This is a genomic window from Pseudomonas tohonis, from assembly GCF_012767755.2.
GTDB lineage: Bacteria > Pseudomonadota > Gammaproteobacteria > Pseudomonadales > Pseudomonadaceae > Metapseudomonas > Metapseudomonas tohonis.
The window spans coordinates 3,399,366-3,421,815 of the sequence record NZ_AP023189.1; the positions used below are offsets into that span (position 1 = coordinate 3,399,366).

At 68.5% G+C, this 22,450-nt stretch carries 21 protein-coding genes; 17 read left to right on the forward strand and 4 right to left on the reverse strand.

Annotation, left to right across the window (positions count from 1 at the left end; translation table 11 throughout):
• From HSX14_RS15560 to HSX14_RS15585, 6 genes are read left to right on the forward strand one after another with little or no spacing between them, the layout of a single operon-like run.
• A complete protein-coding gene (locus tag HSX14_RS15560) occupies positions 1 to 762 on the forward strand; it encodes an ABC transporter ATP-binding protein (protein ID WP_044402864.1) in 762 nt (253 codons plus the stop codon).
• On the forward strand, positions 759 to 1,958 hold the full coding sequence (locus tag HSX14_RS15565) for an acyl-CoA dehydrogenase family protein (RefSeq protein ID WP_044402862.1): 1,200 nt from the start codon (positions 759 to 761) through the stop codon (positions 1,956 to 1,958). Before HSX14_RS15560 ends, HSX14_RS15565 begins: the two co-directional genes overlap by 4 nt.
• Positions 1,955 to 2,899, forward strand: coding sequence for a D-isomer specific 2-hydroxyacid dehydrogenase family protein (locus tag HSX14_RS15570; protein ID WP_173175413.1), 945 nt, complete (start codon positions 1,955 to 1,957; stop codon positions 2,897 to 2,899). Before HSX14_RS15565 ends, HSX14_RS15570 begins: the two co-directional genes overlap by 4 nt.
• A gap of 28 nt (positions 2,900 to 2,927) precedes the next feature.
• Positions 2,928 to 3,761, forward strand: coding sequence for a class II aldolase/adducin family protein (locus tag HSX14_RS15575; protein WP_074971354.1), 834 nt, complete (start codon positions 2,928 to 2,930; stop codon positions 3,759 to 3,761).
• 15 nt (positions 3,762 to 3,776) lie between these two features.
• The gene (locus tag HSX14_RS15580) at positions 3,777 to 4,730 is read left to right on the forward strand and encodes an ABC transporter substrate-binding protein (RefSeq protein ID WP_044402856.1); all 954 of its coding nucleotides are present in this window, start codon (positions 3,777 to 3,779) and stop codon (positions 4,728 to 4,730) included.
• Between the two features lie 37 nt (positions 4,731 to 4,767).
• Positions 4,768 to 5,976 carry a dipeptidase gene (locus tag HSX14_RS15585; protein WP_173175411.1) on the forward strand — a complete coding sequence of 403 codons (1,209 nt, stop codon included), beginning with the start codon at positions 4,768 to 4,770 and terminating at the stop codon, positions 5,974 to 5,976.
• 464 nt (positions 5,977 to 6,440) lie between these two features.
• On the opposite strand, the gene HSX14_RS15590 is transcribed toward HSX14_RS15585, so the two are convergent.
• Positions 6,441 to 6,956, reverse strand: a complete 516-nt coding sequence (locus HSX14_RS15590) for a DUF7336 domain-containing protein (protein WP_175384260.1) — start codon at positions 6,954 to 6,956, stop codon at positions 6,441 to 6,443.
• 571 nt (positions 6,957 to 7,527) lie between these two features.
• Here HSX14_RS15590 and HSX14_RS15595 point away from each other — a divergent pair.
• From HSX14_RS15595 to HSX14_RS15640, 11 genes are all read left to right on the forward strand, one after another.
• On the forward strand, positions 7,528 to 9,114 hold the full coding sequence (locus HSX14_RS15595) for a flavin monoamine oxidase family protein (protein ID WP_173175409.1): 1,587 nt from the start codon (positions 7,528 to 7,530) through the stop codon (positions 9,112 to 9,114).
• A gap of 89 nt (positions 9,115 to 9,203) precedes the next feature.
• Complete coding sequence (locus HSX14_RS15600; RefSeq protein ID WP_044402848.1) at positions 9,204 to 9,698, forward strand: RidA family protein; 495 nt, start codon at positions 9,204 to 9,206, stop codon at positions 9,696 to 9,698.
• Between the two features lie 63 nt (positions 9,699 to 9,761).
• Positions 9,762 to 12,224 carry a TonB-dependent receptor plug domain-containing protein gene (locus tag HSX14_RS15605; RefSeq protein ID WP_173175407.1) on the forward strand — a complete coding sequence of 821 codons (2,463 nt, stop codon included), beginning with the start codon at positions 9,762 to 9,764 and terminating at the stop codon, positions 12,222 to 12,224.
• Between the two features lie 2 nt (positions 12,225 to 12,226).
• On the forward strand, positions 12,227 to 13,171 hold the full coding sequence (locus tag HSX14_RS15610; protein ID WP_228723600.1) for an aliphatic sulfonate ABC transporter substrate-binding protein: 945 nt from the start codon (positions 12,227 to 12,229) through the stop codon (positions 13,169 to 13,171).
• Between the two features lie 269 nt (positions 13,172 to 13,440).
• Complete coding sequence (locus HSX14_RS15615; RefSeq protein WP_173175403.1) at positions 13,441 to 14,217, forward strand: 2OG-Fe(II) oxygenase; 777 nt, start codon at positions 13,441 to 13,443, stop codon at positions 14,215 to 14,217.
• A 4-nt stretch (positions 14,218 to 14,221) separates the two neighbouring features.
• Positions 14,222 to 14,971 carry a tRNA-dependent cyclodipeptide synthase gene (locus tag HSX14_RS15620; RefSeq protein WP_111261837.1) on the forward strand — a complete coding sequence of 250 codons (750 nt, stop codon included), beginning with the start codon at positions 14,222 to 14,224 and terminating at the stop codon, positions 14,969 to 14,971.
• Between the two features lie 272 nt (positions 14,972 to 15,243).
• Positions 15,244 to 16,800, forward strand: coding sequence for a DHA2 family efflux MFS transporter permease subunit (locus HSX14_RS15625; RefSeq protein WP_228723445.1), 1,557 nt, complete (start codon positions 15,244 to 15,246; stop codon positions 16,798 to 16,800).
• Positions 16,787 to 18,124, forward strand: coding sequence for an LLM class flavin-dependent oxidoreductase (locus HSX14_RS15630; protein ID WP_173175401.1), 1,338 nt, complete (start codon positions 16,787 to 16,789; stop codon positions 18,122 to 18,124). The genes HSX14_RS15625 and HSX14_RS15630 overlap by 14 nt, the downstream gene beginning before the upstream one ends.
• Before the next feature lie 111 nt (positions 18,125 to 18,235).
• Positions 18,236 to 18,358 (forward strand): hypothetical protein, encoded by a 123-nt coding sequence (locus tag HSX14_RS31410; RefSeq protein WP_274384169.1) that lies wholly within the window; start codon positions 18,236 to 18,238, stop codon positions 18,356 to 18,358.
• Positions 18,359 to 18,364: 6 nt separating this feature from the next.
• Positions 18,365 to 19,135, forward strand: coding sequence for a hypothetical protein (locus tag HSX14_RS15635; protein WP_173175399.1), 771 nt, complete (start codon positions 18,365 to 18,367; stop codon positions 19,133 to 19,135).
• Between the two features lie 98 nt (positions 19,136 to 19,233).
• A complete protein-coding gene (locus tag HSX14_RS15640) occupies positions 19,234 to 19,962 on the forward strand; it encodes a BPL-N domain-containing protein (protein ID WP_173175397.1) in 729 nt (242 codons plus the stop codon).
• Between the two features lie 92 nt (positions 19,963 to 20,054).
• On the opposite strand, the gene HSX14_RS15645 is transcribed toward HSX14_RS15640, so the two are convergent.
• The 3 genes from HSX14_RS15645 to HSX14_RS15655 all read right to left on the reverse strand — a co-directional run bounded on the left by HSX14_RS15645 (position 20,055) and on the right by HSX14_RS15655 (position 22,410).
• Entirely contained in the window at positions 20,055 to 20,747 is a 693-nt protein-coding gene (locus HSX14_RS15645) for an amino acid ABC transporter permease (RefSeq protein ID WP_173175395.1), read from the reverse strand.
• 1 nt (position 20,748) lies between these two features.
• Positions 20,749 to 21,474 (reverse strand): amino acid ABC transporter permease, encoded by a 726-nt coding sequence (locus HSX14_RS15650; RefSeq protein WP_173175393.1) that lies wholly within the window; start codon positions 21,472 to 21,474, stop codon positions 20,749 to 20,751.
• Positions 21,475 to 21,597: 123 nt separating this feature from the next.
• The gene (locus tag HSX14_RS15655; protein WP_173175391.1) at positions 21,598 to 22,410 is read right to left on the reverse strand and encodes an ABC transporter substrate-binding protein; all 813 of its coding nucleotides are present in this window, start codon (positions 22,408 to 22,410) and stop codon (positions 21,598 to 21,600) included.
• Positions 22,411 to 22,450: the final 40 nt, after the last annotated feature.

Below are 22,450 nucleotides of genomic sequence, written 5' to 3' on the forward strand. Positions count from 1 at the left end.
ATGGATGTTGCGCTGCAACGCCTGCGCCCGCCGGTGCGCGTGCGCGGGCTGACCCGTCGCTTCGCCGGCCAGGCCGTGCTCGACGGCCTCGACCTGGAGCTGGGTGCCGGCGAATTCGTCGCCCTGCTGGGGCGCAGCGGCTCGGGCAAGACCACCCTGCTGCGCGCCCTGGCCGGGCTGGATGCGGTGGACGGCGGCACGCTGGAGGTGCCCGAAGCCCACGCGGCGGTGTTCCAGGAGCCCCGACTGATGCCCTGGAAGCGCGCCTGGCGCAACGTCGCCCTCGGCCTGCGCGGCGCCAACCCGCAGACCCGCGCCCTGGCCGCCTTGCAGGAAGTCGGGCTGGGCCACCGCCTCGACGCCTGGCCCGGCACCCTGTCCGGCGGCGAGGCGCAGCGCGTGGCACTGGCCCGCGCCCTGGTGCGCGAGCCGGAGTTGCTGCTGCTGGACGAGCCCTTCGCCGCGCTGGACGCCCTGACCCGCATCCGCATGCACCAGCTGATCATCGAGCTGTGGCGCACCCACCAGCCCTCGGTGCTGCTGGTCACCCACGACGTCGACGAGGCGGTGCTGCTGGCCGATCGCGTCGTCGTGCTGGAGGCCGGGCGCATCGCCGAGCAGATCCCCGTGCGCCTGCCGCGTCCAAGGGAGGTGGCCAGCCGCGGCTTCCAGGAGCTGCGCCAGCACCTGCTCACCCTGCTCGGCGTCGAAGCGCCGGCCAGCCCCTTCGTCCACACCCTCGCACGGACCGCCCAACGATGAGCCTCGACCTGAAAACCGCCAAGGAGACGGCCCGCGTGCCCGACCTCGACTCCCCGGCCTTCGCCGACCTGCTGGCCCAGCTCAGCGACGAGTTCGCCGCCAGCGCCGCCCATTACGACCGCCACGGCGAATTCCCCCATGCCAACCTGCGCCGCCTGCACGAACACGGCCTCATCGCCCTCACCGTGCCGCGTCGCCTCGGCGGCAGCGAGGCCAGCCTGGCCCAGGCGCGCCGGGTGATCGCCGCCGTGGCGCGGGGCGAGCCGTCCACCGCCCTGGTGCTGGTGATGCAGTACCTGCAACACGCGCGCCTGCAGGCCAACCAGGCCTGGCCCGAGCACCTGCGCCTGCGCCTGGCCCGCGAGGCGGTGGAAGAGGGGGCGCTGATCAACGCCCTGCGCGTGGAGCCGGACCTGGGCACCCCCGCCCGTGGCGGCCTGCCGGGCACCATCGCCCGGCGCGTGCCCGAGGGCTGGCGCATCAGCGGGCGCAAGATCTACTCCACCGGCATTCCCGGGCTCACCTGGCTTTCTGTGTGGGCGCGCAGCGACGAAGCCGAGCCCCGCGTCGGTACCTGGCTGGTGCACCGCGACACGCCGGGCATCCGCATCGAGGAAACCTGGGACCACCTGGGCATGCGCGCCACCTGCAGCCACGACGTGGTCTTCGACGACGTCCTGGTGCCCGACGAATACGCCGTGGACATCCTCCCCGCCAGCCAGCCGCGCCCCTCGGAGCTGGACTCCAGCGGCGTGCTCTGGCTCGCCGTGCTGCTCTCCAGCATCTACGACGGCGTCGCCCGCGCTGCCCGGGACTGGCTGGTGGGCTGGCTGGCCGAGCGCACGCCGGCCAACCTTGGCGCGCCGCTCTCCAGCCTGCCGCGCTTCCAGGAGCTGGTGGGGCGCATCGACGCGCTGCTGCTGTCCAACCGCGTGCTGCTCGACGCCGCCGCCGAAGGCCGCATCCCCGCCAGCGAGGCGACCCAGGTCAAGTACCTGGTCACCACCCAGGCCATCACCGCCGTGGAGCTGGGCGTGGAAGCCATCGGCAACCCGGCCCTGGCCCGGGGCAACCCGCTGGAACGGCACTACCGCGACGTGCTCTGCAGCCGCATCCACACCCCGCAGAACGACGCCGTGCTCGGCGCCGCCGGCCGCGCCGCGTTCGCCTTGCCCAGCCGGGGCGGGCAGGCATGAGCCGGGCGCGCATCGCCAGCCAGCTGGACGGCACCTTCAACGACCTGCTGCGCGCGCGCCTGCCGGGCGTGGAGGTGCTGGACCTGCCTCGTGGGGTGCCCAGCACGCTGCCGGGGGACGTACAGGTGCTGCTCGCCGCGCCCCACGCCGATTGGCGCAACGCCGCCGAGCCGCCGTCCGGCTGGCCCTTCGGCCTGGGCTTCGTGCAGCTGGTGAGCTCGGGGCTGGATTTCTTCCCGCCCTGGCTGTTCGACGGCCCGCCGGTGGCCAGCGCCCGGGGTGCCACCGCCAGCAGCATCGCCGAGTTCACCCTGGCGGCCATCTTCGCCGCCGCCAAGCAACTGTCCGAGCTGTGGATCGACAGCGCCGACGCCTGGCGGCAACGCCCACTGGCGTCCTTGGCCGGCAGCACCCTCGGCCTCTACGGCTTCGGCAGCATCGCCCGGGACCTGGCGCGCAAGGCCCTGGCGCTGGACATGCAGGTGCTCGCCCTGCGCCGTTCACCCCAACCCTTCGGCCTGGACGGCGTGCAGCGTGCCGCCGACATCCATGAACTCTTCGCTCGCGCCGACCACCTGGTGCTGGCCGCGCCCGCCACCGCCGAGACGCACCACGTGGTCAACCGCCAGACCCTGGCTTCGGCGCGCCCCGGCCTGCACCTGATCAACGTCGCGCGCGGCGCCCTGGTGGACCAGGCCGCACTGCTGCAGGCCCTGGACGACGGGCGCCTGGCGCTCGCCAGCCTCGATGTCACCGAGCCCGAGCCGCTGCCGGCCGGGCACCCGTTCTACCGCCATCCCCGTGTACGGCTGAGCCCCCACACCTCGGCCAACACGCCGCAGGTGTACCGCAACCTCGCCGCGCTGCTGGCGCGCAACCTCGAACGTTTCCACAGCGGGCAACCGCTGGAGAACCTGGTGCAGGCCCCGCGTGGCTACTGAGCCCGCCGGCCCTTCAAGGAGAAACCGCATGACCGCCAGGCTGACCGGCCTCACCGGCACCCCGCAACCCACCGCCTACTCGCTGCCCCGCGACGGCCACACCGTATTCCGCTGGCAGGAGCCGCCGCAGCAGCCCACGGTCGAGGCTGAGCGCCTGCTGCGCAAGCAGCGCCTGGCCGGCTCCTTCCGCCTGTTCGCCCGCCACGGCTTCGACATGGGCGGCGCCGGGCACATCACCGTGCGCGACCCGGAGTTCCCCGATCATTTCTGGGTCAACCCGGTGGGCGTGTACTTCGGCCACATCCGCGTGTCCGACCTGCTGCTGGTCAACCCCCACGGCGAGATCGTCGAAGGGCAGGGCGCACTCAACCTCGCCGCCTTCGCCATCCACGCCGCATTGCATGAGGCGCGCCCGGACGTGGTCGCCGCCGCCCACGCCCATTCGCTCTATGGCAAGGCCTGGTCCAGCCTCGGGCGCCTGCTCGACCCGCTGACCCAGGACGCCTGCGCCTTCCACGGCAAGCACGCGCTGTTCGACAACTTCACCGGCGTGGTGCTGGAAGCCAGCGAGGGCGCGCGCATCGCCGCCACCCTGGGGCCGAGCAACGTCGCGCTGATCCTGCAGAACCACGGCTTGCTCACGGTGGGCCGCACCGTGGAGGCAGCCGTCTGGCGCTTCATCGCCCTGGACAACGCCGCCCACGCCCAGCTGCTGGCCGAGGCCGCCGGCACGCCCCGGCCCATTCCCCCGGCCGTAGCCGAACACACCGCACGCCAGGTGGGCACCGAATTCGGCGGCTGGTTCAGCTTCCAGCCCTACTGGGACCGCCTGTTGCGCGACGAGCCCGACTTCCTCGACTGATTGCAAGGAGCACCCATGAACCGCCGTCACTTCCTCCAGTATTCCGCCCTGGCCGGGCTCGCCTGCGCGCTGCCCACGGCCTTCGCCCGGGACTGGAACGGCATCGGCCTCAACGTGGCCACCTACAAGGGCGCGGCGCCCACCTTCTTCGACGAGGCAGGCATCGAGCGCCCGCCCTATGCGGTGAAGTACGCCGAATTCAACGGCGGCAACCTCGGTTTCGAGGCACTGATCAGCGGCACCCTGGACCTGGCGCCCATGAGCGAGATCCCGCCGATCTTCGGCATCCGCAACCAGGCGCCGGTGAAGCTCATCGCCGTGCTTACCGGCGACGTCAACAACCAGGCCTTCGTGGTGCCCAAGGGCTCGGCCATGCAGTCCCTGGCGGAGCTACCGGGCAAGCGCGTGGGCTACATCCGCTCCACCTCCTCGCACTACATGCTGCTGCGCGCATTGAAGGAGCAGGGCCTGACCCTGGCCGACATCCAGCCCTTCGCGCTGACGCCCCAGGATGGTTTCGCCGCCTTCCAGAACGGCAACCTGGATGTCTGGGTGACCTTCGGCTACTTCATCCAGCTGGCCGAGCTGCGCAGTGGGGCGCGGGTGCTGCGCACGGGGCAGGGCTACCTCTCCGGCAACTACGTGATCGCTGCCAACCAGCGCGCCATCGACGACCCGGGCAAGCGCGCGGCCATCGAGGACTACGTCCAGCGCGAGTACCGCAGCTGGCAATGGGTGCAGCACAATCCGGAGGCCTGGGCGGCCAAGAGCGAGAAGATCCTCGGCATCCCCCGCGAGGTGTTCCTCGCCCAGTACAAGGCCCAGAGCGGGCCCCGCGTGCTGCAGGCGGTGGACGACGCCGCCGTGCGCTCCCAGCAGGCCGTTGCCGACACCTTCTTCGAGGCCGGTGTGCTGCCGCAGCGGCTGGACGTGGCGCCGCTTTGGGATCGGAGCTTCCGCTGGGGCTGAGCCCGTCACGTACCCCAGGCATCCAAGGATCGGTTCCATGCACCTCAAGCCAACCCTGATCGCCCTGGCACTGCTCACCGGCAGCGCCCAGGCCGCCGACGTCCCGCCCGCTATCCGCGCCCTCCACGAGCGGCTGCTGGTACTCGACAGCCACCTCGACACCCCCATGCAACTGGCGCGGCCCGGCTGGGACATCAGCCAGCGTCATCGCTACGCCGACGACCTGTCCCAGGTCGACCTGCCGCGCATGCGCGAGGGCGGGCTGGATGGCGGCTTCTTCGCCGTGTTCACGCCCCAGGGCCCGCGCACGCCGGAGGGGCGCACCCTGGCCAGCGAGCACGGCCTGGCGGTGATCACGCGCATCCGCGACATGGTCGCCGCGCGGCCCGATGAACTCGCCCTGGCCACGCGGGCGGATGAGGTGCCCGGCATCGTCGCCTCGGGGCGCCGCGTGGTGCTGATCAGCATGGAGAACGCCGAGCCCCTGGCCGCCGACCCGGGCCGCCTGGCCACCTACCAGCGCCTGGGGCTGCGCATGCTCGGCCTGGTGCACGCGCAGAACAATTCATTCGCCGACTCGGCCACCGCGCTGCCGGAATGGCACGGCCTCAGCCCGGCCGGGCGCGAACTGGTGGGTGAGGCCAACCGGCTGGGCATTCTCATCGATGTGTCCCATGCCTCCGACGCGGTGTTCGACCAGGTGCTGGCGCTGTCCCGCGCGCCGGTGATCGCCTCGCACTCCGGCGCCCGCGCCATCGGCCCGCACCCGCGCAACCTCGACGACGCGCGCCTGCGCAGGCTCGCGGAGAAGGGCGGGGTGGTGCAGGTCAACAGCTTCCCCAGCGATCTCGTGCCGCGTGCGCCCAACCCGGAGCGGGACAAGGTCCTGGCGCCGCTGTACCGCGAGTTCCGCCTGGCCGCCAGCCTCTCCCCGGAACAGGTGGCCGACCTCGCTCGGCGTATTCGCGAGGCCGATGCACGCTACCCGTTGCCACCCACACGCCTGGACGACTTCATGGCGCACCTGCTGCACATCCTCGATGTGGTCGGCCCGCAACACGTCGGCATCGGCGCCGACTGGGACGGTGGCGGCGGCGTGGAAGGCCTGCGCGACGTCAGCGACCTGCCACGCATCAGCCAACGCCTGCTCGCCGCCGGCTACAGCGAGCAGGACCTCGCCGCGATCTGGGGCGGCAACCTGCTGCGGGTGCTGGCGGTAGCGGAAGCAAACGCCACCTCGAAGTAGCCCGGGCTTCAGCCCGGGAGCGGGGTTTCCGCTGCCCCCGGACTGAAGTCCGGGCTACGGACCGTAGGTTGGCGCCGAGCGTAGCGAGGCCCAACGCAGTGATCGCCGACACCGCTATTCGTCAGGGCGGTCCGTCTTGGGTGCTGCAGCGATCGCCATGTTGATCGCATACCCAGGTGATGTATTGCGCCCAGAGCCGCCTGTATGGATTCTCTGGACTCATGCTGCCCATTGCCGGAAGAACATGGTTGTGCAGAGCACCGACCCAGAAAGATGGGGTCTTGTAATCAAGAAGGGCCATTGGGAAGACTGCGAAAGGTATTGCGGGTAGCAGCACTGCGGCCGCAGTAGTCAAATAGGCTGCTATGCGCAGCGAGGCTTTCCTTTTCATCTGTTCTCCATGTCCCCGATATCCTCCGGCTACAAACGATGGGTGCTCGTCGGAAGACTGGTGAGGCGCAGGGTCAATGAACCTCGTACCTTGGCAGCACGTTCATGTTGTAGGTCGCGGTAAAACTATGCCCCGTGTCATTCCTGCGGATCAGAACCAGGGCGTAGCCCGAATCACCCTCGGGCGCCGGCAGCCAAATTATCGAAGCCTCCCGGTAGCCATCGTCCGTACCTCTCCAGTCGTCCTTGGCAATCAGTTCACTTAGCCGGAACCATCTACCGCTTTCCCTGGCAAACAGATAGGACAGGGTGTTCATGTGCGCGGTATGCGTAACCAACTCGGAGCAGGCCATCTCGAATTCGAGAGCTTCCTCCGAACTCCAGCTGACTATGCCCTCTGCCCAGTGATCCTTTCCCAGTTCATAGCTGAGGGTGGTGAAACCATCGGGATGCTCCACGAATCCGGGTTGTTTCTTGAGCTTTTTTGCCGAGCGCTCTGCGTCCTCTCGAGAGGCATACGCGCCAATGATTCGATGGTCTCGAATCCCGTCTGATGATTCACAGATGTGCATGAGCAGATAGATATGCATGGTCCTGGTCATAAGCTGTGGTGATTGGCTGAAACGGTGATCGTAACCACTGCGGTTGGAGTGTGCCCAGTGCGTCCGCAAGGTTGGAGTGGGCGGTAGCCCGGACTGAAGTCCGGGCTACGGACCGTAGGTTGGCGCCGAGCGCAGCGAGGCCCAACGCAGTGATCTCCAACCCCGCAACGTTGGGCTTCGTACCTCAGCCCAACCTGCGGTGGTGCCACGCCCTTCGCGAGCAGAGCTCGCTCCTACGATCGCCATCCCGTCTCGTCAGCTCCGCGCTCCCGCCAACACCGCGCCGCCCGTGCCTTGGGTCGAGCGGGCATGATGTTTCAAGATGATTATGCGTTTCGCGCAATATGCGGATTGGTAAAAATGAAACATTTTAATATTTGCATATGCTCAAAATGTATTTCTCTTATCAAATTCCGCCCCATAGGATGGCTCCACATAGAGCGATTTCGAAGCTCTCGTATGTAAATCTATAACCGGATGCGATATCCGGATGCAGCCAGGGAAGGGCGCCATCGGGCGAGCCGTGCCTGGTGGAAGGGAATCAAGGAGAGTGCCTGCAATGCCTTTGACCAGACGACAGCTCATCGCCCGTATCGGTGCCGTTGGGGGCTACCGCGCCGCCATGGCGGCCATGGGTGTGCTCGGGGTGATGAGCCCGGCCACGGGTGCCAGCCAGGAGAACTACGCGGCGCTGCAACCGGCCAGCGGGCTGGGGCAGGGCGCCAGCGTAACCGTGGTCGGTGCCGGCATCGGCGGGCTGGTGGCGGCCTACGAGCTGCGCAAGGCCGGTTTCGCCGTGACCCTGCTGGAGGCCCGCGAGCGGGTCGGCGGGCGCAACTGGACGCTGCGCCGTGGCGATCGCGTCGAGTACACCGACGGCACCACCCAGGTCGCCGACTTCGACGAAGGCTTCTACTTCAACGCCGGCCCCGCGCGCCTGCCCAGCCACCACCAGCTGATGCTCGGCTACTGCCGCGAGCTGGGCGTGGAGCTGGAGGTGCTGGTCAACACCAGCCGCAACGCCCTGGTGCGCCCGGACCTGTCCGCGCCGCCGATGCAGATCCGCCAGGCGGTGAACGACAGCCGTGGCCACATCGCCGAGCTGCTAGCCAAGGCGGTCAACCGCCAGGCCCTGGACCAGGAGCTGAACGCGGCCGACCGGCAGAACCTGCTGGGCTTCCTCAAGACCTGGGGTGACCTGTCGGAGAAGCTCGACTACCTCGGCTCGGCGCGCTCCGGCTACAAGGTCTGGCCCGGTGCCGGCGACCAGCTGGCGCAGAAGAACGAGCCGCTGCCGCTGCGCACGCTGCTCAACCCGGCCCTGGGCACCGCGCTGATGATCGACGAATACCCGGAGTTCTCGCCCACCATGTTCCAGCCGGTGGGCGGCATGGACCGCATCCCGGCGGCCTTCCAGCGCCACCTGCAGTCGTCCCTGCGTCTGGGGGCGGAGGTGCGCTCCATCCGCAACCACGAGGACCGCGTGGAGATCGGCTACCGCGACCGCCGCAGCGGCCGCGAGCAGCAGGTGACCAGCGACTACGCGGTGATCGCGCTGCCGCTGCCGCTGCTGGCCAGGATCGACAGCAACTTCACCGCCCCGGTGCGCCAGGCGATCTCGGCGGTGCAGTTCGGCTACGCCAACAAGGTGGCCTGGCAGTCGCGGCGCTTCTGGGAGACCGACTACCAGATCTACGGCGGGCTTTCCTTCATCAACCAGGAGGCCTCCGGGCTCTGGTACCCCAGCGGCGGCTTCAACCAGGCCGAGGGCATCCTCATCGCCGCGTACAACAACGGCGAGGTGGCGCGCAAATTCGGCGACAAGGGCATCGACGAGCAGATCGCCCTGTCGCGCCAGGCCGTGGAGCTGCTGCACCCCGGCCACGGGCAGGACCTGCGCAAGCCGCTGGCCATCGCCTGGAACCGCATTCCCCACAGCCTCGGCCCCTGGATCAGCCACGAGGTGGCGGAGCCGGACTACGGCCTGCTCAACCAGGCCCAGGGCCGCGTGCACCTGACCAGCGACGGCCTCGCCCACAGCGGCGTGGGCATCTGGCAGGAAGCCGCCGCCGGCGCTGCCCGGCGCGTGGTGCGGAACATCTTCGAGCGTGCGCAAGGCACGTCGCAACACCGGCAAACGGCCTGAACCACGCCGCGCCGCATCCATAACCAGATCCACCTGCCAGGTAGCGGACCTCCGAGGCTGGCGCCAACACAGACCTTGGAGCTTTCGCGATGCCTTTCAAACATGCCCTTCTGGGGTTGGGGGTCCTTTTCGCCACCGTCGGCCAGGCCGCGGAGATCGAGCGGGTGCCCTCGACCTATCCCAACTCGCCGATCCTGCAGTCGGCGACCCTGCCGCCGGGCACGGCGCTGACCTTCGTCTCCGGCATCCTCCCGGACCCTGCCGACCCCAAGGCCGCCAAGGACGACCTGCGCGCCGCCGGCGACACCGAGGCGCAGACCGTCGCCGTGCTTCGCAAGGTGGAGGCAGCCCTGGCCCCGCGCGGCCTCGGCCTGGGCGATGTGGTGCAACTGCGGGTGTACCTGGTGGGCGACCCGAAACTGGACGGGCGCATGGACTTCGAGGGCCTGCAGCGCGGCTTCCGGCAGTTCTTCGGCAGCGAGAAGCAGCCGCTGAAGCCGACCCGCACCACGGTGCAGGTGGCCGGGCTGGTGTTGCCCGGCGCGCTGATCGAAGTCGAGGCGGTGGCCGCCAAGGCCCGCTGACCCAATCCCCCACAGATCGAGCCAGATGCGGCCGGGTTGCGGTCGCCTACAGGAAGTCCCGTGATGCGTAACGCCTTCAGCAAGACCTTTTCGCTTTCCCCCCTCAGCGCCGCGCTGCTCCTCGCCCTGGGCGGCGAGGCGCTGGCCGCCAGCGACCCGACCCTGTCCACCGTGGTGGTGACCGGCGTGCGCGGCAGCCAGCAGCGCACCGTGACCGACAGCCCCGCGCCGGTGGATGTGATCTCCGGCGAGCAGCTGAAAACCAGTGGCCAGAACGGCCTCAAGGACATGCTCACGCGCCTGCTGCCGTCCTTCAACGCACCGACCATCAACGGCGGCGGCACCGCCTTCCTGGTGCGTGGCATCAGCATGCGCGGCCTGGGCGGTGATCAGGTGCTGATCCTGGTGAACGGCAAGCGCCGCCACAACACCGCGATGATCAACAACAACGCCCGGGTCGGCACCGCCGCCGTGCCGGTGGACCTGGACCTGATCCCCACCGCCGCCATCGAACGCATCGAGGTGCTGCGCGACGGCGCCGCCGCCCAGTACGGCTCCGACGCCATCGCCGGGGTGATCAACATCATCCTCAAGAAGGACGCCGAGGGGATCACCTCGGACAGCTCCCTCGGCCAGTACTACAGCGGCGACGGCACCACCGGCCACGAGGCCGCCAACTTCGGCTTCGGCCTGGGGGAGGGCGGCTTCTTCAACCTTTCCTTCGACGCCAAGGTGCAGGAGCCCTACGACCGTGCCGGCGCGGTGCGTGGCAACTTCGGCACCCTCGCCAACGGCCAGCCCGACCCGCGCATCACCCAGCGCCACGGCTGGGGCGAGGAGTACGGCCTGGGCCGCGACCGCACCTACAGCAGCGCCTACAACCTGGAGCTGCCGCTGGGCGATGACCTCAAGTTCTACTCCTTCTCCACCCTCAGCTACCGCGACGGCAAGAAGGTGCTGGGCCACCGCGCGCCCAGCGACATCACCGCCACCACCTGGCTGCCCAATGCGCCGTACCCCAAGGGCGGCCAGGCCACCCGTGAGGTGGAGGAGACCGACTACCAGTTCCTCGGCGGGCTCAAGGGCCTGGCCGCCGACTGGGACTGGGACCTGTCCACCACCTACGGCCGCGACAAGGCCGAGCTCTACACCGATAACAACCTCAACCTTTCCAACAACCCGCTGTTGAGCCAGCGGCGCTTCCACCTGACCGACGAGATCTTCGACCAGTGGACCACCAACCTGGACTTCAGCCGCGCGCTGGACATCGGCTGGAGCAGCCCGCTGGAAACCTCCTTCGGCATCGAGTACCGCTGGGAGAAATACGAGCTCGCCGAGGGCGAACCCAACTCCTACAACTACGGCAGCTACGTGATCCCCAGCGGTCCCAGCGCCGGCACGCGCCCGGACCCGGGCCTGTTCTCGGTCAACGGCACCACCCCCGAGGACGCCGGCGACATGATCCGCCACAGCGGCGCCGCCTATGTGGACTTCGGCCTCAACATCACGCCCGAGTGGTACACCGCCTTCGCCCTGCGCCACGAGAAGTACAACCAGGACATCGGCGAAACCACCAGCGGCAAGTTCACCACCCGCTACGAGTTCGCCCCGGGCTATGCGGTGCGGGCGGCGGTGAGCAACGGCTTCCGCGCACCGTCCCTGGCGCAGAACGTGTTCTCCTCCACCAGCTCGGTGACCATCTTCGGTAGCGGTGGCTCCACCACCACCGCGCGCACCAAGCAGATGCGCCCCGGCTCGCCGGAAGCCATCGCCCTCGGTGCCGAGACCCTGGAACCGGAAACCTCGCGCAACTACAGCCTGGGCTTCACCGCCGAGCCCACCGACCGCCTGCGCCTGACCGCCGACTTCTACCTGATCGACATCGACGACCGCATCCTGCAGACCGGCGTGCTCACCGGCCCGGCGGTGTCGGCGATCCTGGTGGCCAACGGCCTGTCGCCGAACCTCTCCGGCCAGTACTTCGCCAACGCCGCCGACACCCGCACCAAGGGCGTCGACCTGGTGGCCGAGTACCGCCAGCCGCTGGACGAGTACGGCACGGTGCGCTGGAGCCTGGCCTACAACCGCAACAAGACCACCATCCGCGACCTCGCCGAGACGCCGTCCGAGCTCTCCAGCCTGGGTTCCGGCTACGTGCTGTTCGACCGCCAGCAGCAGACCGACCTGACCAAGGCCACGCCCAAGGACAAGTGGATCATCAACACCAACTACAAGGTGGACGACTGGACCCTGAACCTGACGCTGACCCGCTACGGCGAGTACACCGAGGGCTCGAACATCCCGGCCAACGACCGCACCTACAGCGCCAAGTGGATCACCGACATCGACGTCGCCTACGACGTCACCCAGAACCTCACCGTGGCCCTGGGCGCCAACAACCTGTTCGACGAATACCCGGACAGCATCGGCATCGTGCCCTGGGCCGGCACCTACGAGTACGGCATGTTCTCGCCCTACGGCCTGGGTGGCGGCTACTACTACGGCCGCGTGAGCCTGGCGTTCTGATGATGGGCAAGGGCCGTTTGCTGGCGGGCCTGCTGTGCCTGGCGCTGGGGTCTGCCCCCGGGCTGGGCGCCGAGGCGCTGCGTGTGTCGAGCCAGAAGAACTCGTTGCAGGTGCTGCTGCAGGCCGCCGGCGAGCTGGAGTCGGTGCCGTACCCCATCGAGTTCGCCGCCTTCGGTGCGGCAGCGCCCACGGCCGAGGCCCTGAGCGCCGGCGCGGTGGATGTCGGCACCCTGGGCGTCGCGCCCTTCGTCTTCGCCGCCTCGGCCGGTGCCGGGTTGAAGACGGTGGGCGTGGTGCGCCTGAAGGTCACGCCCACGGCGGTGGCCATCGTCGTGCCCGAGGGCTCGCCGCTCACCGATGCCGCGTCCCTGGTGGGCAAGCGCATCACCACCACGCGCGGGTCCATCGGCCATTACCTGGCGCTGGCGGCGCTGCGCTCGGTGGGCCGCAGCGGGCGCGATGCGACGTTCGTGTTCCTGCAGCCGGGGGAGTCCCGCGGCCTGCTGGCCAACGGCGGGGCGGATGCCTGGGCCACCTGGGACCCGTACACCAGCATGGTGCAGCTGGAAGGCGGCACGCGGGTGCTGGTCAGCGGGGAAGGGCTGTTCGCCGGCAACATGCTGCTGGTGGCCAACCCGGCGGCGATCCGCGACAAGCCGGAGCAGCTGCGGGACTTCCTCCAGCGCGTCGGCCGCGCCTGGGACTGGGCCAACGCCCATGTCGAGGCCTTCTCGGCGATCCAGGCGCGCCAGAGCGGCCTGCCGCTGGAGGTGCACCTGCGCTCCAACCGCTACTCGCAACCCAGGCGGGTGGACGTGGACGAGGCCCTGGTGCAGGACCTCGCCGACACCGCCCGGCTGTACCGGGACGAGGGCGTGATCGGGCCGGGATTCGAGGCTGAAAACCAGGTGGATCGGCAATTCAATTCGACTCGACAAGTTCAATGAATGACGGTTGTAAGTTGCACGCCAGTTCAACTTTAAACTGTAACTTTCATAATCTTCATGCGTGGCGTTAATAGTGATCCTGATTGAATTGAAATAAACCCGAATTAATTGGAAACAAAGTTTGGAGGCTAGAGAAAATCGATATTTCACAAGTGGTTGCGGCTTGTTGAATATGCAGTTCAGGTGATCTCGGATCACGCATACATACCAGGCAGGGACGCCTGCCGTTAATACGAACGACAACTTCCAGGGATACGCGAGGAGTCTTCATGCTGACCACTACCACGGTCGAGGAATTGACCGCAGCGCATATACACGATGTTATCCACGCCCGCACTTACGGGATTCTCATAAAGGGCTTCGCTTCGGCCGATACCGTGGCCCTGGCACTCGACCGCCTGAGCCGCCACGAACTGCGCGGTGCCTTCAGCGAACAGACCGAGTTCGTGCGCCTGGGCAAGGCCTATATCGAAATTGGCGACGAGGCCAGCCGGGTCGACTACCACGCCCAGGCCGTCACCAATATCCGCAAGATTCGCAGCGTGTTCAGCCCGTTGGCATCGCCCATCGACGAGCTGCGCCTGCTGCTCGACGAGGTCTGGCCCAAGGGCGCGCGGCTGCTGGATGTGAACGGCGAGAAGTGCTTCGTCGGCATCGCCCGCTTCCAGGGCAACGGCGTCGACCTCACCCCGCACACCGACAACCTGGAACGCAATGCGCCCCAAGACCACGAGCCGAAGCTGCTGACCCAGCTCTCCACCAACATCTACCTGCAGATACCCGAGGACGGCGGCGAACTGGAGATCTGGGGCATCCACCCCGACGAGATCGAGTACGACCGCCTGCGCGGCGAGCGCGCCTACGGCATCGAGCGGCACCTGCTGCCGCCGCCGGACCTGGTGATCAAGCCCGAGCCCGGCGACCTGATCTTCCTCAACCCCCGGCTGATCCACGCGGTGCGCCCCTCGGCCACCGCCACCCGGGTCACCCTCGGCGTATTCATCGGCTATTTCGGCGACGACCAGCCCCTTGCCTACTGGAGCTAAAGACATGAGCGATGTGGAAGCGATCAACCTCAAGGCCTATTTCAACAAGGGTGGCGAAGAACTGGACTTCACCGGCAAGCGCTGCGTGCTGGCCGTGAGCGTGGGCCAGGAGTACCACGAGGAGCAGAAGCTCAGCTCCACCGTGCACCTGATCAACAAGTCCGGCTTCAGCCGGGTGAAAGTGGTGGTGGCCGACACCCTGCAGCGCCACAACAAGCACGGCAAATCCCCGGGCGAGGCGCTCTCCGCCTCGATCCGCGACGGCGACGCCTGGCTGGCGCGCAACCGCAAGTACCTGGCCGGCCTGGAAGCGCCGGTGACCATCAGCCGCTGGAACCAGGAACTGGCTTCCGACCGCTACGCGGAGTTGCGCCAGCAGGTGGACCAGCTCTACCGCGAGAGCGAGGACCTGCGCGGCGCCATCGAAGCCACCATCGGTGTGTTCATCGAGCGCCTCCGACTTCGCGACCCGGACGCCGACGTCGAGCGCGCGGCCGCCCAGTGCCGCGAGTACATCCTGGAAGAGGTGCCGATCATCCTCCCGCTGTGGGCGGAGGAGGGCTACGACTACGTGATCTACCCGCAGCAGATGACCAACGCCATGGCCACCGCCCGGCGCCTGCTGATCGAGCCCCACGCGCCGGACCGGGTGCACTGGCTGCCGCTGAAGTTCAAGAAGCGCGGCATCCCGATCCCCTTCACCCTCCCGGGCGCCGTGCACCCGGCCTGGGCGGGGAGTGCGATTGCGATCTGACTGTTCCATGAAGGGCGGCTTGCGCCGCCATCGCGAATGAATTCGCTCCCACAAAAACCTGTAGGGGCGAATTCATTCGCCCAGCGATGCACCGCATCGCCAACCGATCCCGGCACACAGCCTGAAGGTTGATGAACCACCTGTGGGAGCGGATTCATCCGCGAAAAATGCGCAGCCCTTCGGGCTGCCTGGGCGAATGAATTCGCCCCAACCAGGGCCCCACGCCACACGGACGACGGCCTCCACCCCCTGTCATGACGGAAGGAGTTCCCATGAGCGTTTTTGCGCAACAGCAACGCAAATGGTGGGCCTTGCTCGGTGTGAGCATCGCCAGTTTTCTCGGCTGCGTGGATTTCACCATCGTCAACACCGCGCTGCCGGCCCTGCAGGCCGACCTCGGTGCTTCGGTGGAAAGCCTGCAATGGGTGATCAACGGCTTCATCCTCGCGCTCTCCAGCGCCATGGTGCTGGTGGGCCGGCTGGCCGACCTGCATGGCCGCCGGCGGGTGCTGAACATTGGCCTCGCCGTATTCGGCCTGGCCTCCCTCGGTGCCGGGCTGGCCACCAGCATCGATGCCCTGGTGGCCGCGCGGGTGGCCCAGGGGCTGGCCTGTGCGGTGCTGTACACGGCCTCCGGCGCCATCGTCTCGGCCACCTTCGCCGCCGAGGAGCAGGGCAAGGCCTTCGGCGTGCTGTTCGGCGTCAACGGCGTCGGCCTCGCCGTGGGACCGGTGCTTGGCGGGGTGATCACCAGCGCCTTCGGCTGGCAGTGGATCTTCCTGGTCAACGTGCCCTTCGTGCTGCTCAGCCTGGCGATCATCGCCCTGGCGGCGGACGAATCCCGTGCCGAGCAGGACGGCTCGCGGCTCGACTGGGCCGGTGCAGCGCTGCTGCTGGTGGGCCTGCCGAGCCTGGTGCTGGTGATCGTCCAGGGCGGTGCCTGGGGCTGGGCCTCGGCCACCACCCTGGGCCTGATCGGCCTGGCCGCGCTGGCCTTCGTCGCCTTCGTCGCGGTGGAGCTGCGGGTGCGCGCGCCCATCGTCGACCTGCGCCTGTTCGCCAACCGCCGCTTCGTCGCCGCGGTGACCGCCAGCTTCGGCCTGGCGCTGTTCTACTGCGTGGCCTTCTTCGTGATGCCGCTGTACCTGTCGCTGATCCGTGGCGAGAGCGTGCAGGCCAGCGGCCTGCTGTTGCTGCCCACCACCCTGGGCGTGGCGCTGCTGTCGCCGGTGGTGGGGCGGTTGGTGGATCGCAAGGGCCCGGCGCTGCTGATCCAGGCCGGGCTGCTGTTCTTCGCCCTGTCGGCCTTGCTGCAGGCCGGCTTCGCCGAGGGCACCTCGCTGCCCTACCTGCTGGGCGCCTTCGCGGTGATGGGGCTGGGTTGGGCCTGCATCCTCGGGCCGTCCACGGTGCTGGGCATCTCCTCGGTGCCGCAGCAGGTGGGCTCGGTGGCCATGGGCTCCCTGATGACCCTGCACAACGTCGGCGGCGGCCTCGGCCTGGCGGTCGGCGTGGGCCTCTACCGCGCATTCGCCGCCCACGCGCTGGCCGGCTCCACGGGCGTGGCGGCCGATACCGACTGGCTGGCCCGTGCGGCGGCCGCGCCGGAGCAGGGCGTGGCACTGCTGGGCGCGCACCTCGCACAGGCCCCGGAGGTGCTGCAGGGCTGGGTGCATGGCGCCTTCCTCCAGGGCTACCAGGCAGTGATGCTGTTCCTCGCCGCCAGCGTGCTGCTGGTCTGGGCCAGCGTCGCCCTGCTGCTGCGCGCCCAGGTGGCCGCGCCCGCCGAGGCGGCTGCCGAGCAGGAGCCCAGCCATGGCAAGGCGTGACGGTCGCCTGCGCCTGGGGGCCTTCCTCTCCGGCTCCGGCGCCCATGCCGGCAGCTGGCGCCACCCCCGGGCGGACGCCGACGCCTCGATCAACTTCGAGCGCTACCGGCACTACGCCCAGACCCTGGAGCGCGGGCGCTTCGATGCGCTGTTCCTCAACGACAACGTGGCAGTGGGCGAGCTGGACCCGCGTGTGCTGCGCAGCAGCGCCTACAGCCTGCGCTGGGACCCCCTGACCCTGCTGCCGGCGCTGGCGGTGACGACCCGGCACATCGGCCTGATCGCCACCGCCAACACCAGCTACAACGAGCCCTACACCATCGCCCGCAAGTTCGCCTCGTTGGATCACCTGTCCGGCGGGCGTGCCGGCTGGAACCTGGTGACGGCGCTGATCGGCGGGGAGAACTTCAACCGCGCCGAGCACCTGCAGCATGCCGACCGCTACGCGCGCGCCGGGGAGTTCTTCGAGGTGGTCACCGGGCTCTGGGACAGCTGGGCGGACGACGCCTTCCCCCTGGACAAGGCCTCCGGCACCTGGCTGGAACCGGCGCGCATGCGCGTGCTGGACCACGAAGGCGAGCACTTCCGCGTGCGTGGCCCGTTGAATGCACCCCGGCCGCTGCAAGGCTGGCCGGTGATCGCCCAGGCAGGCTCCTCCGAAGCCGGCCGCGCCCTGGCGGCGCGCACCGCCGAGCTGGTGTTCACCGCCCAGCAGACCCTGGAGGAGGGCAAGGCCTTCCATGCCGATATCCACCAGCGCCTGGCGTTGGCCGGGCGCGAGGAGGGTGAACTCAAGGTGTTCCCCGGCCTGGCCCCGGTGGTGGGGCGCACCGCCAGCGAGGCGCAGGAGAAGCACGAGGAATTGCAGGCGCTGGTGGACCCGGAGGCGGCGCTCAAGGCGCTGTCCTTCCTGCTGGACATCGGCATCGACCTGGAACGCCTGCCGCCGGACGCGCCCGTGGTATTGCCCGATCCCTTGCCAGTCACCGAACGCCACAAGAGCCGCCAGCAACTGGTGATCGACCTGATCCGCCGCGAGAAACCCACCGCCGCACAGCTGCTGCGCACGCTCGGTGCCGGCGGCCATCGCCTGCTGGTGGGCACGCCGAGCCAGATAGTCGAGGAGATGGCCTGCTGGTACGAAGAGCGCGCGGCGGATGGCTTCAACCTGCTGTTCACCCACCTGCCGGGCGGGCTGGAGGACTTCGTCGACCTGGTGATCCCCGAGCTGCAGCGTGTGGGGCTGTTCCGCCGCGAGTACGAAGGCCGCACCCTGCGCGAAAACCTCGGCCTGGAACGCATCGCCAACCGGCATTTCGCCTAGCGCGGCCAGGCTGTCGGAATGCCCGGACTGCTATCCGGGCGTTCCGCTCCGACGTGGTGATCGCGGCCGAAGAGCGGTAGATTTCCCGCTTTCATCACGGAGCGGCAGCACATGGACAACCCTTTCCAATCCCCGACCACCGATGTCCCCACGGAGAAGGGCGGTAGCACGTCGAGCCCGGCATCCCTCGCGCTGCGCCTGGCGATCCTGGCGTTCCCCATCGAGCAGGCGTGACCGAACATGGGCGCCTGGGGCACGGGGCTGTATTCCGATGACACGACCTGTGATGTACGGGATGACTACATCCAGCACCTGAAGCACGGGCTTTCCCACGGCGAAGCCTGCCAGAAGGTCCTGGGCCGCCATGCCGCACGGCTGGGCGAGCCTGAGGTGGCCTGCCTGGTGTACGTCGCCCTGGCCGACACGGCCTGGAAGTACGGCCGGCTGGACGAGACGCTCAAGGACAAGGCGCTGTCGCTGCTGCGCGCGGGCGGGGACCTGGCCGTGTGGGAGCGCGATGCGCCCCGGGATGTGCCGGCCCGTCGCAAGACCCTCAAAGCGCTCGAAGCCAGGCTGGCTACCCCTCAGCCGGCGGAAAAGCCTGTGAAGGTGTCGCCGTCCAAGCCCAGGAAGGCCCGTACCACGGCGCCTGTGGGCTCGGTCTTCTCGCTGACGTTGCCCAGCCAACGCCAGGTGCTGCTGGTCCTGGTGGGCTTCGTCGAGCTGGAGAAGAGCATCGACCCGGTGTTCTCGGTCCTGGCGCAGCCCATCGCCTCAGCTGAATCACTGCCCATTCGAATCACTGGCGATGCCCCGACACTGGTGCTCTCGAAAGGCTTTCGGCAGCCATTCCGGCACGTGGCCATCCTGCCCCGGGATGAACGAAAGGACATCCTCACCGGGCTGACGCCCCTGGACATCACCGTCGAGCCCGCGCTGCCGTTCCAGCGGGAGCACACGGTGTGGCTGGCATTGGGGCGCATTGCCAGTGAGGTCGACGCGCACCTGTGAAACCGGCGATGAGGGCGAACCTTTTCCACGATCAACGGATTGCCATGCAGGCCTGCTAGAAGGGCCTGACCGACCTCTGACACAAAGGAACTGTGCTGATGAACAAGACTGTACTGGCCGCCCTGGCCCTGGTATTTCCGCTGCTGGCCAAGGCCGAACTGGCGGTGATCTTCGACGGTGCCGGCACCTGCGACGGCTGCGCGAAGACCGTCGCCGAGCTGTTGCAGAAACATCGCTACGACGTCCGCCTGGTGGATGAAGACCAACTCGGCGCCGAGGTGCTCGAGGACGCCGATCTCTACGTACAGCCGGGCGGCTCGGACGACATCATGGACACCCTGTCGGAGCTGTCCGCCGGCCAGGTCCAGGCCATCCGCGACTTCGTCGCCCAGGGTGGCCAGTACCTGGGCATCTGTGCCGGCGGTTACCTGGCCGGGCGCTATGCCGACGAGAACGAAGGCGTCCCGGCCTTTGGCCTGATCGAGCTGGCCGAGGTCGACCAGGAAATCCCGAAGGACAACGCGGCGCAGTTCATCTCCATCCAGCTGCCCGCAGGCCGCGAGCAACGCGACGTCTACTACCAGGCCGGCCCGCATTTCGGCAGCCGGCTCCCGGCTGGCGCCGAGGCGACGGCGTACTACACGAAATCCCGACGCATCGCCGCGCGAATCTCGTCCTACGGCAAAGGCACGGTCGGTCTCATCGGCCCGCATTACGAAGCGGACAGCGCCTGGTACGCCGCCGACGGATTACCGCCCGATGCGAAGCAGCACCAGGACCTCCTGATGGCGATGCTGGCGCAGATGAACGCGCGGCATGAGCCGTGATCCGGCCCTCCGCCGCCGAGGTTGCCGGCTCGGCTTCGCAGGATGGGTATAGCTACGCGAACCCCATCAATCGTCGTCTCCGATATGCCCCATCACCCTCGCGGGCGCGAAGCACCGGTGAACCGCGTCACCCAGCGCGCAAGCAGGTCGAGCCCTGCGCACAGCACGAAATACACCAGCGCCACGAAGAGGAAGACCTCCGTCGGGTGCACCATCACCCGGTTGCTCACCTGGGTGGCGACGAAGGACAGCTCGCCGACGCCGATCACGTAGCCCAGGGAGCTGTCCTTGATCAGCGACACCCACTGGTTGAGGAAGGACGGCAGCATGATCGGCAGCGCCTGGGGCAGGATGATCAGCCGCAGCACCTGCCAGGGCCGCAGGCCCAGGGCGCGGCCGGCGTCCCATTGGCCCGGCGGCAGGCTCTGGATGCCGGCGCACACCGAGTGGGCGAGGTAGGCGCCGCCGATCAGCGACAGCGCGCAGACCACCGTGTCCAGCGCCGGCACGTCGATGCGCAGCAGCACCGGCAGCAGGAAGTAGCTCCAGAAGATCAGCATCAGCACCGGGATGGCGCGGAAGAACCCCAGCACCGCCAGCAGCACCAGGCGCGGCCGGCCTCCGAGCACGGCCAGGGCGGTGCCCAGGACCAGCCCCAGCACCGCCGAGGCGATGCCCGAGAGCAGCGACAGCAACAGGGTCAGCGCCGCGCCGCCCAGGGGGCCGTCGGGCCAGGCGCCGAGCAGGAAGTAATCGAGGTTGTCGAGGATCACCGAGAAATCCATCTCAGGCCTCCCCGCGCACGTGGCGGCGGTGCTGGTGGATCAGCGTGCCGGCCACTTCGATGGCGATCGCGGCGCCGAGGTAGAGCAGGGTGGCGATGCCGAAGGCCTGGAAGGTCTTGAAGGTTTCCGTCTCCACCTGGCGCGAGGCGTAGGACAGCTCGGCGAGGCCGATGGCCATGGCCAGCGAGCTGTTCTTCAGGGCGTTCATGTACTGCCCGAACAGCGGTGGAAGGGCCGTGTGCAGCGCCTGCGGCAGGATGATGCAGCGCCACACCTGGGCGGGTCGCAGGCCTAGCGCCAGGCCCGCTTCGGCCTGTTGCGGGCGCACCGAGGCGATGCCGGCGCGCAGCTCCTCGGCGATGAAGGCGCTGGTGTAGAGCGAGAGGCCCAGCGCGGCGGCGAGGAATTCGAAGGACGGCCAGGCCAGCACGAGCGGGCCCAGCGCCCGTTCATGGGGCAGGTTGAGCCAGAACACCAGGTCCTCGGGCAGCAGCGCGGGCACGCCGAAGTACCAGAAGAACAGCTGCACCAGCAGCGGCGTGTTGCGCAGCACCGAAAGGTAGGCGCGTGCCGGCCAGGACAGGCGGCCGGGCAACTGGCGGCCGACGGCGACCAGGGCGCCGAGCAGGGTGCCGATGACGCAGACCAGCAGCGAGGTGCCGAGGGTCAGCAGGAAGCCGTCCAGCAGCCAGTGCAGGTAACGGGGAGCGAGGAGGTCGCCGAACATTGTCGAGGTCTTTCAATGGGTGATCCCCGCAGGGGCGGGGATCGGGGAGGGAAGGCGTGCGGTGTGGTCGGTGAGCCCCAGGCCAGCGCTTGGCGCTGGCGGGCCCACCGGTTCATGGCGCGGTCAGTGCACCGTGCCGATCTTGTACAGGCGCGCCAGCCGGGTCTTGGTGTCCGGGCCGAACCAGGTGTCGTAGATGGCCTGGGCGCGGCCCTGGTCTTCCAGTTCCTGCAGGGTCTGGTTGACGTACTCGGTCAGCGCGGTTTCACCCTTGGGGATGCCGACGCCGATCAGGTCGCTGGAGATGGTGAAGGGCGGCACTTCGTACTTGTCCTTGTCCGGCACGTTGGCCAGCAGGCCGATCAGCTTGGGGCCGTCCTGGGTGATGGCCTGGACCTGGCCATTGCGCAGGGCGGTGAAGGCGAAGGGCGTGTCGTCGTAGGCGACCACCTTGGCACCGGGGAATTTCTCCCGCAGCACGCCCTCGTTGACCGTGCCCTTGTCGACGCCGACGCGCCATGTGTTCAGGTCGTCGGCATTCTTCAGCGTGCCCTTGCGCACGATGAACTGCTGGCCGGAGGAGAAGTACGGGATGCTGAAGTTGACCTGTTCGGCCCGCTCCGGGGTGATGGTGAAGTTGGCCAGTACCAGGTCGACCTTGTTGGCCACCAGCAGCGGCACGCGGTTGGCCGGGTTGGTGGGCTGCAGCTGCAGCTTGACCCCGAGCTTGTCGGCGATGGCGCGGGCATAGTCCACGTCCAGGCCGGCGAGCTGCTGGGTCTTGCCATCGACGAAGCCGAACGGCGGGTTGCTGTCGAAGGCCGCGACACGCAGGACGCCGGCCTTGCGGATATCGTCGAGGCGGTCTGCCTGGGCGAGGCCGGAGAGGGTGGAAAGGGCGAGTGCGAGGGCGGTGAGGGCAGTCAGCTTCTTCATGAATATCCAGCTCCTTCGGCGGGCCCTGGCGCGCATGGCC